Annotated in this window: 11 protein-coding genes; 2 read left to right on the top strand and 9 right to left on the bottom strand. The window is 47.2% G+C overall.

Annotated features, from left to right (window positions below; translation table 11 throughout):
• The first annotated feature begins 165 nt into the window (after nt 1-165).
• Entirely contained in the window at nt 166-705 is a 540-nt protein-coding gene (gene purE / locus SCIP_RS04705) for a 5-(carboxyamino)imidazole ribonucleotide mutase (protein ID WP_115672838.1), read from the top strand.
• Nucleotides 689-1849: a 5-(carboxyamino)imidazole ribonucleotide synthase gene (gene purK / locus SCIP_RS04700; RefSeq protein ID WP_006293389.1), complete on the top strand. Its 1161-nt coding sequence runs from the start codon at nt 689-691 to the stop codon at nt 1847-1849. Before purE ends, purK begins: the two co-directional genes overlap by 17 nt.
• A gap of 4 nt (nt 1850-1853) precedes the next feature.
• On the opposite strand, the gene SCIP_RS04695 is transcribed toward purK, so the two are convergent.
• The 9 genes from SCIP_RS04695 to SCIP_RS04660 form a co-directional block, all read right to left on the bottom strand.
• Nucleotides 1854-3122, bottom strand: a complete 1269-nt coding sequence (locus SCIP_RS04695) for an MFS transporter (protein WP_006293388.1) — start codon at nt 3120-3122, stop codon at nt 1854-1856.
• Nucleotides 3106-3651 carry a hypothetical protein gene (locus SCIP_RS04690; RefSeq protein ID WP_006293387.1) on the bottom strand — a complete coding sequence of 182 codons (546 nt, stop codon included), beginning with the start codon at nt 3649-3651 and terminating at the stop codon, nt 3106-3108. The genes SCIP_RS04695 and SCIP_RS04690 overlap by 17 nt, the downstream gene beginning before the upstream one ends.
• A complete protein-coding gene (locus SCIP_RS04685; protein ID WP_006293386.1) occupies nt 3648-4310 on the bottom strand; it encodes a hypothetical protein in 663 nt (220 codons plus the stop codon). Before SCIP_RS04685 ends, SCIP_RS04690 begins: the two co-directional genes overlap by 4 nt.
• Nucleotides 4288-5100, bottom strand: a complete 813-nt coding sequence (locus SCIP_RS04680; protein ID WP_040590682.1) for a DUF6895 family protein — start codon at nt 5098-5100, stop codon at nt 4288-4290. The genes SCIP_RS04685 and SCIP_RS04680 overlap by 23 nt, the downstream gene beginning before the upstream one ends.
• 44 nt (nt 5101-5144) lie before the next feature.
• Nucleotides 5145-5312, bottom strand: a complete 168-nt coding sequence (locus SCIP_RS08060) for a hypothetical protein (protein ID WP_155810237.1) — start codon at nt 5310-5312, stop codon at nt 5145-5147.
• Nucleotides 5313-5686: 374 nt separating this feature from the next.
• Nucleotides 5687-6979, bottom strand: a complete 1293-nt coding sequence (gene purD, locus SCIP_RS04675) for a phosphoribosylamine--glycine ligase (RefSeq protein WP_006293384.1) — start codon at nt 6977-6979, stop codon at nt 5687-5689.
• A 126-nt stretch (nt 6980-7105) separates the two neighbouring features.
• Nucleotides 7106-8137: a phosphoribosylformylglycinamidine cyclo-ligase gene (purM, locus tag SCIP_RS04670; RefSeq protein WP_006293383.1), complete on the bottom strand. Its 1032-nt coding sequence runs from the start codon at nt 8135-8137 to the stop codon at nt 7106-7108.
• A 94-nt stretch (nt 8138-8231) separates the two neighbouring features.
• Entirely contained in the window at nt 8232-9803 is a 1572-nt protein-coding gene (purF, locus tag SCIP_RS04665; RefSeq protein ID WP_006293382.1) for an amidophosphoribosyltransferase, read from the bottom strand.
• Nucleotides 9804-9894: 91 nt separating this feature from the next.
• Nucleotides 9895-13695 (bottom strand): phosphoribosylformylglycinamidine synthase, encoded by a 3801-nt coding sequence (locus SCIP_RS04660; protein WP_006293381.1) that lies wholly within the window; start codon nt 13693-13695, stop codon nt 9895-9897.
• Between the last annotated feature and the right edge of the window lie 35 nt (nt 13696-13730).

Here is a 13730-nt window from a genome sequence, read left to right as displayed (position 1 = left end):
TCCTGCTTAGATGGCTGGTGGATGAGGAAAAGCATACCGGAGACAAACAAATACTCCTTGATCGATACAATAAAGAGGAGCAGGCAATACGATTACGCAGTTTATTGGCTGCCGAGATTGAGTTGTCATAAACAGATTACACAGACGATAGGCGAAAGGGCGGCCATGGCAGAAACAGACAGAGATGCACGAGAAGAGGCAAAGAAGCAGGATGGGTCCAAACCGCTTGTTGCTGTTGTCATGGGGTCAGCCAGTGATTGGGAGACCATGAAGAAGGCCTGCGATATTCTGGATCAATTCCAGGTTCCTTATGTAAAACAGGTTATTTCGGCTCACAGGACCCCGGAATTAATGGCAGATTTTGCACATCAGGCTCGAAGCAGAGGCCTTCATGTGATTATTGCTGGTGCAGGTGGGGCAGCACATCTTCCTGGAATGCTGGCAGCGCAAACCACCCTGCCGGTGATAGGCGTTCCTGTGCGCTCGCACGCTTTAAGCGGCTGGGATTCCCTCCTGTCTATTGTCCAGATGCCTGGGGGAATACCAGTAGCTACCACAGCTGTGGGCAATTCCGGCGCTACCAATGCGGGGTTGCTGGCAGTCAGCATTCTGTCTACCACAGATTCACGATTGGCACAGGCTCTGGCTGATTACCGTCAAGGTTTGAAAGACATGGTGGAGGAATCCAATGCCAAGCTTGTATGATGCCACCGGTGGGAAAATTAGGTCTTTGGGCAGAGGAGCCACTATAGGCATTGTGGGCGGCGGCCAGCTGGGACGAATGATGGCCCTTTCCGCTCGCTATATGGGCCTGCGGATAGGGGTTTTAGATCCTACTGATCATTGCCCTACAGGTCAGGTTGCCGATTTTCAGATTGTGGCTGATTATAACGATCAGGCTGCAATTCGGCAATTGGCTCAGCGCAGTGACGTGCTGACCTATGAGTTTGAGAATGTGGATGCCGATGCCTTGGACCAGGTATCTGATTGTGTTCCTATTCCTCAGGGCACTAATTTGCTGAGAATTACTCAAAACCGAGTTCATGAGAAAAGTTTTATTAATAACCTGGGAATTGAAACAGCTCCCTGGCTGCCTGTTAACTCCAGGCAGGATCTGGACCAAGCCTTGCAGAAGATTGGCTTTCCCGCAGTACTGAAAACAGCCAGCGGAGGATATGACGGTCATGGGCAGATTGTTCTGAAGTCTCCTGAAGACTGCCAAAAAGTCTGGCCGGCAGACAAGTGGCCGCAGGCAATTGTGGAAGCCTTTGTTGATTTTGATTATGAAGCCTCCATCCTGGTTTCCGGAAATGGGAAGCACTATGTTACTTTTCCCCTGGTGCGCAATGAGCACAGGCATAATATTCTGCATATGACTCTGGCTCCGGCATCTGTGTCCCCATCTTTGGAAAAGAAAGCAAAGGAACTTGCCCTGGCTTTGGCTGATGGCTTCCAGCTCAGCGGTACTCTGGCTATTGAACTCTTCATTACCAAAGATCAGCGGATTTTGGTCAACGAATTGGCTCCCCGCCCTCATAATTCTGGGCATTACACTATTGAAGCATGTTCTGTCAGCCAGTATGATACTCATATCCGGGGGATTATTGGCTGGGATTTGCCCCAGCCTCGTCTGTTATCGCCTGCGGTTATGGTCAATATATTGGGACAGCACGTTGACCTTACCCAAAAGATTGCTCCCCTTCATCCTGGCTGGAATCTTCATGACTATGGAAAAGCGGAAGTAAAACATAACCGTAAGATGGGGCATATTACTGTTCTGACAGATAACCCTCAGCAGACTGCCAAGGATTTGATGGCAACTGGCTGTTGGGATGATGTAGACCGCTAGGCGGTCAGTTCTTTGCCATCATCTGAGGAGCTTTTCCTCCCCGGACAAAGAGGACAATGGTATCTGCCAGAAGGATGAAGCCGGAAACCAGGAAAAGGTAGCCCGCTGCTACATGGTCAAAAAGAAAACCGTATAGGGCCATGCCTACGGGTGAGAGAAAACTGACCACAGCATTGGACATGGCACTGACCCTGCCCTGCTTATCTTCGTCAATCTGGGTACGGATGTAGATTCCGAAGGGGAGGTTGGTGGCTGTTATGGCCATGCCTATCAGCGCAATGGAAACAGCAAAAATTATCACCAGTATTATTTGTGGAGGCGAAAGCATAAGGTCTGCTGCCATAATGACCAAGCCTATGGTTAATGCGAAACCGGCATATGAGGTCAGACGCAGGTTATTGCCCTTGAGCTTGATAATGCCGAGGAGCAGGCTGGATACTATCATTCCCAGGGCCAGGCAGGACTGAACAATCCCATAAAGACTTGTATTAATTTTCAGTTGATTGAGGAAGACGACGGGTAAGCCAACATTGATTGCTGCCAGAGCAAAATTCGCAATAATAGCGAAGATTAGAAGATTGATGAGTGCGCTATCCGAAGCCATGTATGATAGGCCTGTTTTAAACGATTCCCGCAGCGACTCTTTATGCGAACTATCTGTATCAGTTTCATTTTTCTTTGTACCCGCAACCAGATAAAAATTCAGGCAGGCTATGGCTATAAGAACAACCAGTTCTCCGCACAGCTCTATGACTGCGATAATCTCTACAGATAAGAAGCCATAAAAAACACCTCCCAAGGTCGGGTAAAGAAGTATAACGATGGTAGACATCAGCTGTTCCCATGCTATGAGAGTTTGCTGATGGTTCTCCGCTACCATATGGATAGTTGAGGCCTTGTAGGAGGTTGACTGGAAGCTGTCACACAGAGAAAGAACCACTACGGTAATTCCGATAAGAATAATTTCTCCTGGAGTAGTGAAACGGTCATGCGCGATGAGGAAAATAACCATCATCGCCACGCTGGCAGCCTGGGACAGGAGGGACACTTTTTTGTGATTGAAGGTATCAACAAAATATCCAACAGCAGGACTGAGCAGGGCGGTAATCAGCGGATTAATCAGGAGAATGACGGAAAAGGTGAAGCTTGATCCGGTGAGTTTGAGAACGTACATGCTCAGGACGAAGGAGAAGATGCTGCTGGTCAGGTTCCCAATAAGGTAACTTATGAGAGCGATTGCCAGCTGCATTCGGGATTTATTCTGCACCGTCATGATTTTTCTCCTTCATGTCGAGTATTTTTTTACTCAATAATAGGTATAGAGTTGAATTGAAAATTAATTGTTTCTCGTAATTTGAAATATTAGTAGTCTCACCGAGAAACGGATTTGCATAACCATAGTAGCCATTGCTTCGTTTCTGAGTATCTATAAATTGTAAAATATTTTCTCTTTCTTTTTCCATATGTGGTATTTCTACGATTTTGGTACAAAGAATTGCGAGACATCCGAGATTATATGTCTGACGGTAGTAGGCGGAGAGGCCGGATACTACTGAGGGGTGGAGTACAGCTGTATCAATAAGTAACTTCCATTCTTCTGTGTTATCTTTCTCGGGAGAGAGTAAAAGAAATAGAGTATTTTCTTTTGCTGAAGTATTGGGTAATTTGTAGGAGAGAAAGTTGAGCAGGTAGTCTAAGATAATTTTGTCCGTTTTGGTCAGACTACATTTTGTAAAGTCGAAAGTGTTAGGAATCGGAATTTCTTTAGAAATGCGATGTTTTAATATCTGAGCGGTAGTCACGATATCTCCGAATCAAGCAGGAACAATTTATCTATACTTATATTTTTTAAGAGAGAAGTATCAATACTTTTTGGAAGAATATTTTTTAATCTAGGGACAGCAGTAGCTAGCATAATATAGCTATCTTCGTTGAGAATATTACTGTCTGTTTCTTCTAAAACTTTTTCAGCTTGTTCTTTTAACTCAAAGCATGTCACAAGTCCAAGCTTAGATTTAGCAAATAACAAATCTAAACAGTGAATATAATCATTATTTTTTCGCAAATTAAAGAAATCAGGAGGGAGCTGAAGATTCGGATAAAAATGAGTTAATTCAACGACTTTTAGTACAAGATAATTTTCTAGAGGAATTTCATACGAGTATAAATCACCTGAGAATAAGTCACTTTTAATTAGTCGAAACTGTGCGCAGACAAACTCAATTGGTAGAATTTTTATGAGTAATTTATTGTTCGTTCTTTTTAACGAATCAATATCAAAATAATCTAAGAATTGTTGTAACAACGTTTGAAGAAGTGTCAAGCTGTCTTTAGCTAGCGTGGGGTGAAATAAAATGTACGTTTTACAGATCTGATAAACGGATTCAAGATATTCAAAAAGTTCATATTCATGATTGAACCTGAGCACTATTTCCTTTTCAACCTCTTGTGTTGTTAGCATAGGAGGCCCCCAACATCCCGAGAACTAATGAAATATGATAAGCATCTGTTTTTTTACTAAAGGTGACAGTTGGTTTAGAAAGAAACGGAACTAAACGATTATGATAAAAAAATTCGAATAATTGTTGACATAGTTCTCTCTCTCTTGGACGTAGGTGTTCTTTGATCGATGCAACACAGATAAATAATTCTGCGCATAAATCGTCATGCTTCAGTTTGAGAGCAAACACTATATCTGCCAAGATATTCTGTATCATCTTCTCAATTATTTTTTCTCCTATGAATTTGTGAATATCGGTTTTCCCAAAATCACAAGCAAAAAATATCGAATGGGTCAAATAGTAAAGATCGGCAAAGTCATAATAGTATAAGTCTGTCTGTCTGCTGGCATTACTTTCTAAGAGTGCCTCTTTAATTTTTATTGCTAGATTTTCTGGCTTTGTTTGGTTTAGAATCCATAAGTACTGGATCCTTTCATGTGGTAATAATGAATCGTATTGGCTACGTGTCAATTCTTGGTCGGGTAGTGAAGCACTATTATTATTAAATAATACGCCTTGTAATATAAGAAGTTGTTCATACAAAGAATCATCAATAGATGGCGCAAGGTGCAGATTCATAGGGTTGTTTTTCGAATAAAGTAATTTATTCGATTTATCCTGAGTCACCAATAAGTAGATAAAGAATTCACTGAGAATTTTTATATTCTCTACCTTGCCAGATTCGACAAGAGAGGAATATGAGAAGAAGGGTAGGTTACTCTGGATAATTTTACCCACCAATCCTCTCATATTAGCTAGTACTTGTTTATACGATTGCTGAGACAATGGATAACCTAAATTGTTGCCAGCCTAAAAGTCCGTTTCTTCTGTAGAGTTGGACTTTTATCTAGCATAACAATATCGTGAATAAGGGTAATCACGATGAATGATTTATTGACAATAATAAGCCGGTTATTTGGCTCATTCAGCTCAGCATTGCTTTTCCTAACAGTAATACTCATAATTACTTCTTTCTAGTGTATTTATTTAATACACTAGAAAGAAGTATATCACTAAAAAATAAAGAAGAAAACGGCGTTTCTTTAAAAAAATAGTTTAGCGTATTTGAATTCGTGAATAAATATAGAAATATAAATAATATTTACCTTACTTCTTACAATTGAATATTGCGGGAAAGTTATGGTCTAATTTTCTATTTGGTAGTGAATAAGTAGCTGATGTGGCCTGATTCCACATAGAACAAAAACTAGTCCACATTATACGAACTTCTTTTTTTAGGTTGTAGCGTTTATGCTTGCACAATTGTTCTACTCTTTAAGAATTTGTTTGTAGCATGTAAAGAATTACGTAAAAAGGATGAGTTGCTGCTGATCGCCTAAGCCAGTGCCTTGGCTCCTATATCGTGGCGGTAGAAGAAACCGTCTGTATGGGTAGAATCGAGGATGGAGTAGAGCCGTTCCTGTGCTTCTGGAAGAGAATCTGCTGTTGTTTCTATCAGCAAAACACGGCCAGAGGAGGACAGAAGCTCACCAGCAGCGGAATTTTTTACACCAGCATAGAAAATGTGTGTAGATTCTTCAATACCTGCCTGGTTGATGGCTGATTGCAGGTCGGGTACGAGAGAACCAGTGTGGCTGTGATCAGGATAGCCGTCGGAGGCAAGAACAACGCCCAAAGTGGTGCGTTGATTGTCCTCCCAGGTGAAAACAGGCTCCTGATCGGACAGAATTGCTTCAATTCCTGCACCTAAATCAGAAGTCAGGCGGGGGAGTACAACTTCAGTTTCCGGATCTCCAAACCGGGCGTTGAATTCAATGACTTGAGGGCCGTCAGCTGTGGCAATCAGTCCGGCATAGAGAATACCGGTAAAGGGGATTCCTTCGGCGTTCATTCCCTCAACAGTGGGTTTGACAATGGTATTGATAGCAGTCTGAACAGTTTCGTTGGAAATTTGGGGGAGAGGACTGTAGGCACCCATTCCGCCGGTATTGGGACCCAGATCGCCATCGTAGGCACGTTTATGATCCTGCGAAACCGGCATGGTCCAGAAATGATTCTTGTTGACAAAGCTCATGAGGGAAAATTCCTGTCCCTGAAGGAAATCCTCCAGGACAACGCTGCTTCCGGCAGAACCAAACTTATTGTCAACAAAAATATCGGTCAGAGCTGCCCTGGCCGTGTCCTCATTCATGGCAACTGTTACTCCTTTGCCGGCTGCCAGGCCGTCAGCCTTCACCACAATAGGGGCTCCGTGACTCTTTACATATGCCAGGGCATCGGCCAGATTATCAAAGGATTCGTATTTAGCCGTGGGCACATGATGGCGGTGCATCAGCTGCTTGGCAAAAGTTTTTGAGCCTTCAATCTGAGCAGCCTGGCGGGTAGGTCCGAATGCTTTAATTCCTGCGGCGGTTAAATCATCGACCAGCCCCTCCATCAGAGGGTTCTCAGGGCCAACAAAAACCCAGTCTATGCTTTTATCTTTGACAAAATCAATGATGGCTGCATGATTTGTCTGAGCCAGCTGAATCACAGTAATGCCGTCAGCCACCATTCCAGGGTTGCCAGGCGCACAATAGACCTTACCTACAGTCTGACCCTTCAAAAGAGTATAAGCTATAGCGTGCTCACGGGCACCGGACCCAATTACCAGAACTGTATGTGCCATTTGTTCCTCTTTTTTCTGCTGAGCGTGACTGCTGCAGCTATTATATATATGCCCTGTGTATGAGTGTATCCTGTTCAAACTTTGCCCTGCGGCATTGATTCTGTGAGCATTAGCTATGGGGTACAATCAGTGCAGCTCTACCCGGTCGCCCTTTTGCCGGATGATGCTGCCTACTGTGTAATGCTTCTCATGATGTGCATCGAGAATAGATTCCACCTGGGCCACATCAGCGGGGCGGACCATAAGAACCATGCCAATACCCATGTTGAAAATATTATACATTTCCAGATGATCCACCTGGCCATAGTCTTCAATTACCTGAAAAATCGGGGGAACCGGCCAGGAGTCAATGGAGAAGGAAGCAGCCAGACCCTGGGGGATAATGCGGGGTACTTTTTCCAGGAAGGCACCGCCGGTTATATGAGCTATACCCTGCAGAAGACCCTTACCAAAGAGTGGTTTGAGGGCCTGAGCATAAATTCTGGTTGGAGTCAGTAAGACGTCCCCCAGCCTGCGGCCATCAAGCTGGTCCAGCTGGCTGTCAACGCTTAAGCCTCCGTCTTTGAACAGGGCTTTACGAACTAGGGAAAAACCGTTGGAATGAACTCCTGATGAGGGAAGGCCAATAAGAACATCACCTTCCTGAATAGTAGATCCATCAATAATCTGACTTTTCTCCACAACCCCGGTGGTAAAACCTGCCAGATCGTACTCCTCTTCGGCATACATATCGGGCATTTCTGCCGTCTCGCCTCCGACCAGGGCAGCACCAGCCTGAACGCAGCCGTTTGCAACACCTTTCACTACCTGCTCCAGCAGCTCGGGATTATTCCTTCCGCAGGCAATGTAATCAAGGAAATAAAGAGGCTCAGCGCCTTGTGCCAGAATGTCGTTGACGCACATGGCCACACAATCAATACCGATAGTGTCATGCTTGCCCATCATATGAGCTATTAAGAGCTTGGTGCCTACCCCGTCGGTTCCGGAGACTAAAACCGGTTCTTGTACCTTGAGGGCTGTCAGGTCAAAGAGACCCCCAAAGCCTCCGATACCGCCGGCACCAGGGCGGGCTGTAGCAGCAACATGCTGCTGTATGCGGCGAACAACTTCATAACCAGCCTCTACGCTGACTCCAGCTTTTTCGTATGCTTCTGGCATGAGCACCTTCCTTTTTGTATGGTAATAATGTGTATTTAATAATTTAATAATGTCTGTCTGTTGATTGGTTTGTGTCTGGCCGGCAGCAGGTGGGTCACTGAACCTGCTGGGCTTCCTGAGCTGAATTCGGATAATTATTTGTTGTAATTTCACTACTGTTGGTCAGATCAAGACTTTCATTGAATTCATTGCCATTATAGGCTGAATGCATCATGGCGTATGTGGTAATCCGCTCCCGGTCTTCGGGGCTGAGAGAAGCTAAAAACTCCCGCTGATAGTCGCCCAAGCTGGTAGGGTAGTCACCATTAAAGTAGGCAACGCACAAGCCGCCGTAGGGAGCATCTGCATGCAGCCCGATTGTTTCCACCAGGCCATCAAGGCTGAGATATGCCAAAGAATCTGCTCCAATATAATCGCAGATTTCAGGAACGGTTTTCTTGGCAGCTATTAGCTCCGATGTTCGAGAGATGTCAATCCCGTAGTAACAAGGATATTTGAGAGGAGGAGAAGCGATCCGCATATGGACCTCTTTGGCCCCTGCCTCCCGAAGGAGTTGAACAATCCGTTTGGAAGTTGTGCCCCGAACAATGGAATCGTCAACCACAATAACTCGTTTATCTTTCACCACGCCCCGCACAGCAGATAGCTTCATGCGGACTCCCTGCTCCCGCAGTTCCTGGGTTGGCTGAATAAATGTCCGGGCAACATACTGATTTTTTACCAGACCCATCTCGTTGGGCAGGCCGCTGGCTTCGGCGTAGCCGGAAGCGGCTGAGAGAGAAGAATTGGGAACAGCAATGACCATATCTGCATCTACCGGGGATTCCTGGGCCAGGCGGATACCGGCTCGTTTGCGGGCTGAATGCACATTAACCCCATAGATGTTGGAATCTGGTCGGGCAAAGTAGATGAATTCCATGGAACAGATGGCTTTTTGCGTTTTACTGGTGTAAGAGACAATCCGGTAGTCCTCATCGTTGATGATGCAGATTTCCCCAGGTTCAATATCTCGGATTAGAGTAGCACCGACGATATCGAGGGCACAGGTCTCGGATGCCAGTACATAAGCTCCATTAGTCATCTTCCCCAGGCTCAGGGGGCGAAAACCGTTGGGATCAAGGGCCCCATAAAGGGCGTTGGAGGTCATAAGCAGGTAGGCAAAACCACCGTGAACCGTGTTGAGAGCATCCCTAAGCTTGTCGAGAAAAGTCTGACGGGGAGAGCGACGGATCAAGTGCATAAGGACTTCAGTATCTGAATTCGAGTGGAAAATGGCTCCCTGATCTTCCAGATGAGTCCGTAATGTTGTGCAGTTAGTCAGATTCCCATTATGGGCCAGGGCAACGGAGCCATCATGAAAGGTGAAAAGGAAAGGCTGCACATTGTTGAGAGAACCAGTGCCTGAGGTTGCATAGCGGACATGGCCCAGAGCCCGGGTTCCCTGTAAATCCTCTATGGTTGTGTTATCCTTGAAAACATCGCTCAGCAGGCCCAATCCCCGATGGCTGCGAAGATTGCCTTCATTATTGACAACAATCCCGGCACCTTCCTGCCCTCGATGCTGAAGGGCATGAAGGCCAAAATAGGTCAGACGGGCTGCTTCCGGGTGTCCCCAGACACCAAAGAGGCCGCACTCCTCATGAATTCCTTCAAGTTCTGCTGACATCTGTCATTCCCTGCCTTATTTTTAATCTTTCGTACTGTGACCTGGTACATACTCGGACGCATACTGTGGCGCTGCTCCTTTTAATCTACTTTTAATCCAGGAAGTAATTGACTCCGCCCTGGAAAATAGGCTGCAGGGTAGTGCCGGGAACGTTCCTGAATAAATCTGTACCACTGCGCTCGCTATGTCCCATTTTACCGAAGACTCGGCCATCAGGGCTGGTTATTCCTTCTACAGCTAGAAGGGAGCCATTGGGATTTGCATCCAGAGACAGGGATGGGACCCCCTCCTGGTCTACATACTGAGTAGCAATCTGGCCAGATTTAATGAGCTGGTTGACTACTTCATCAGAAGCAACAAAGCGGCCCTCTCCATGGCTGATAGCAATGGTATGCACATCTCCCACAGTGGTCTGGCTTAGCCAGGGGCTAAGAGTTGAAGCTACCCTGGTCCGAACCAAGCGGCTTTGATGACGGCCAATGGTGTTGAAAGTCAGGGTGGGGCAGTCTGCTTTCATGGGGACAATATCTCCATAGGGCACCAGGCCCAGCTTGATTAAAGCCTGGAAACCATTGCAAATCCCCAACATCAGGCCGTCTCTGTTCTTGAGCAGATCCCGGACGGCATCGGTGACTTCGGGTGAGCGGAAGAAGGCTGTAATGAATTTAGCCGATCCGTCCGGCTCATCCCCGCCTGAAAATCCGCCTGGAATCATAATAATCTGAGACTTGCGAACTTGCTGAGCAAATTCGTGAACACTGTCAGATACGGCGGCAGGGCTCAGATTATTGACAATAAAAGTATCTGCCTGAGCGCCTGCCAGGCGGAAAGCTTTGGCACTGTCATACTCGCAGTTATTCCCAGGGAAAACGGGAATAATGACTCTGGGGCGGCCAAGCCCGTCCCAGCTCTTACTGCCGGGTTTGTCCGATGCCTGGTCGTGAGTATGGGAGACAGGAGTATAGGAGATGAGGGGAACGACCTCTCTTGCCTGATCATTTCCCGCAGCCTTATCTCTGTAAGGAAAAACGGACTCCATTCCACTTTCCCATATTTCCTGGATGAGGGATAGGTCAATGGATTCTTCTGCTGTCTTAATTTGGTAGTTGCTGCTGGTTTGTCCAACAGTTTCCACAGCAATTCCCTGGTCGGCAAAGGCCCGGAGCAAAGAAGAATCATCAACTTCCAGAAGGAAAGAACCGTATCGAGGCAGGAAGAGGCGGTCAAGATTGCTGGCAAAAGAATCATCCAAATCTAAACCGAGGCTGTTCCCCACACATTGGAGGAAGAGGGCCTGAGCAAGACCGCCAAAACCGGGGGTGCTGGCAGCCCGTACATGTCCGGCTTCCATAGCCTTGCTGACTGCTTCCATAACTTTTAGGAGATTATCCGGCTGGGGGGTTATCTCATCGGACTGATAAAGGGGAGAGAGAAGGAGAACTTGATCCCCGGCTTTTTTGAATTCGGGTGAGATAGCATTGGCTGCTTTGCCAGTGGAGACAGCAAAGCTAACCAGAGTGGGGGGAACATCCATGTTTTCAAAGGAGCCGCTCATAGAATCTTTTCCGCCAATGGCCCCCACACCTAGATCGAGTTGAGCCATTAGGGCACCTAAGAGGGCAGCTGTTGGCTTACCCCAGCGCTTGGGATCCTGACGGAGCTTTTCAAAATATTCCTGGAAAGACAGGTAAGCTTTTTCTTTTCTAAAGCCAGTGGCAACAAGTTTAGACAGAGATTCCACCACAGCTGTGTAAGCACCGGTAAATTGATTAGCCTCAGTCAGATAAGGATTGAAGCCCCAGGCCATAGCGCTGGCTGTGGTGGTTTGTCCATCCGTGGGGAATTTGGCCACCATGGCCAGGGAAGGAGTCAGCTGATTTGCACCTCCAAAAGGCATGAGTACAGTTCCTGCTCCAATGGTGGAGTCGAAGCGCTCAGACAATCCCTTATGAGAAGCTACATTAATATCGGAAGTCAGCGCTTTCAGACGGTCTTCCAGGCTGCCTGTCAGCCAGGAAGGATTAACCTGATAAGATCCCTGGCGGGGAACCTGAACCGTCTGATGTTTGGGGGAGCCGTTGGAAGAGAGGAAGCTGCGGCTCAAATCAACAATTGTCTTTCCCCGCCAGCTCATGGTCATTCTGCCTGAATCAGTAACTTCCGCTATCAGGCTTGCTTCCAGATTCTCCTGTCGGGCAATGTCAAGGAAAGTGTTCATATCCTTCGGGTCCAGGACTACTGCCATGCGTTCCTGACTCTCAGAAATAGCCAGTTCTGTGCCGTCGAGCCCCTCATATTTTTTGGGAACTGCATCCAGATTAATCCGCAGGCTGTCAGCAAGCTCGCCTACAGCAACAGATACGCCGCCTGCTCCAAAATCGTTGCAGCGTTTAATCAAACTGGCAGCATCATGACGGCGGAAAAGTCTCTGCAACTTTCGCTCAATAGGGGCATTGCCCTTCTGCACTTCAGCCCCGTCTTTCTCGATAGACTGGGAAGTGTGGGACTTAGAAGCTCCTGTTGCTCCTCCGATTCCGTCGCGGCCTGTCCGGCCTCCCAGAAGGATAACTTCATCTCCTGCCTGGGGCCGCAGACGCTGAACGTTTTTTTGGGGAGCTGCGCCAACAACAGCCCCAATCTCCATCCGTTTAGCTACATAACCGGGGTGGTAGAGTTCCTGCACCTGACCAGTTGCCAGGCCAATCTGATTGCCATAAGAGGAGAAGCCGGCAGCGGCAGTAGTGGAAATTTTGCGCTGAGGGAGTTTACCGGTCAGGGTCTTGCTTACAGGGGTCCGGGGGTCACCAGAGCCGGTAATCCTCATTGCCTGATATACATAACTGCGGCCGGAAAGGGGATCGCGGATAGCTCCGCCCACACAGGTAGCAGCACCGCCAAAAGGTTCAATTTCAGTGGGATGATTATGGGTTTCATTTTTGAACAGGAATAGCCAGTCCTGATCCTGCCCGTCAACGTCCACCGTTACTTTGACTGTGCAGGCGTTAATCTCTTCAGACTTGTCAAGGTTGGTAAGGATTCCCTGCTTTTCCAGCCACTTAGCCCCAATGGTTCCCATATCCATCAGGCAGACAGGCTTGCTGTCCCGGCCTAAAGTATGACGAATCTCCAGATAGCGGTCAAAGGCCCTGCGGACTGTGTCGTCGTCAATTGTCACCTGATCCAGTTGGGTTCCAAAGGTGGTGTGGCGGCAGTGGTCTGACCAGTAAGTGTCTATCACGCGGATTTCAGTAATCGTGGGATCCCTCTGCTCTTCCTGAAAGTAGGTTTGGCAGAAGGCCAGATCTGCCAGGTCCATAGCCAGGTCACGATCTTCGATCATCTCTTCCAGCTGCTGGGACGTCATGGCCCGGAAACCATTAATAATTTCCACCGGGGCGGGCTCAGGGACGGTCATAGTCAGGGTTTGAGGCATATCCAGCCGGGCAGGCCGTGAATCTACCGGGTTAATCACATAAGACTGAGCCGAGGAAATATCGGCAGCAGTCAGCTTGGAGCCCTGGAGTATATAAATCTGAGCTGTACGAACCAGAGGCCGCTCTCCCTGAGAGATCAGCTGTATACATTCGCTGGCAGAAGCAGCTCTCTGGTCGAACTGGCCGGGCAGGGATTCAACCGCAAAAACCCGGGGATCATGAGTATCCAGACCGGCTTCCTCCATATTTGCATACGTCAGATCAGTCTGAGGCTCGCTGAAGACAGTGGGTATACACTGCTGAAAAAGCTGTGGGGATATTCCCTCAACATCATACCGTTTCAGGACCCGCAGTCCTTCCAAATTTTTCAGCCCCAGGATAGTGCGCAGCTCTGTGAAAAGCTGGTGGGAAAGGGTATCAAATTGAGATTTTTTCTCTACATAAATGCGGTCTACCACAGCTGTCCTTTAGTTAAGTTTGAACTATCTGATTT

This window comes from Scardovia inopinata JCM 12537, assembly GCF_001042695.1.
Classification (GTDB): Bacteria; Actinomycetota; Actinomycetes; order Actinomycetales; family Bifidobacteriaceae; genus Scardovia; species Scardovia inopinata.
The sequence above is the reverse complement of the archived record's forward strand: the minus strand, read 5'-3'. Positions and strand labels throughout refer to the sequence as shown.

Bases quoted from the DNA above. Each gene is read 5' to 3' on its own strand.
- purE (WP_115672838.1), top strand. From the start codon at position 166: ATGGCAGAAACAGACAGAGATGCACGAGAAGAGGCAAAGAAGCAGGAT.
- purK (WP_006293389.1), top strand. From the start codon at position 689: ATGCCAAGCTTGTATGATGCCACCGGTGGGAAAATTAGGTCTTTGGGC.
- SCIP_RS04695 (WP_006293388.1), bottom strand. From the start codon at position 3,122: ATGACGGTGCAGAATAAATCCCGAATGCAGCTGGCAATCGCTCTCATA.
- SCIP_RS04685 (WP_006293386.1), bottom strand. From the start codon at position 4,310: ATGCTAACAACACAAGAGGTTGAAAAGGAAATAGTGCTCAGGTTCAAT.
- SCIP_RS04680 (WP_040590682.1), bottom strand. From the start codon at position 5,100: ATGAGAGGATTGGTGGGTAAAATTATCCAGAGTAACCTACCCTTCTTC.
- SCIP_RS08060 (WP_155810237.1), bottom strand. From the start codon at position 5,312: ATGAGTATTACTGTTAGGAAAAGCAATGCTGAGCTGAATGAGCCAAAT.
- purD (WP_006293384.1), bottom strand. From the start codon at position 6,979: ATGGCACATACAGTTCTGGTAATTGGGTCCGGTGCCCGTGAGCACGCT.
- purM (WP_006293383.1), bottom strand. From the start codon at position 8,137: ATGCCAGAAGCATACGAAAAAGCTGGAGTCAGCGTAGAGGCTGGTTAT.
- purF (WP_006293382.1), bottom strand. From the start codon at position 9,803: ATGTCAGCAGAACTTGAAGGAATTCATGAGGAGTGCGGCCTCTTTGGT.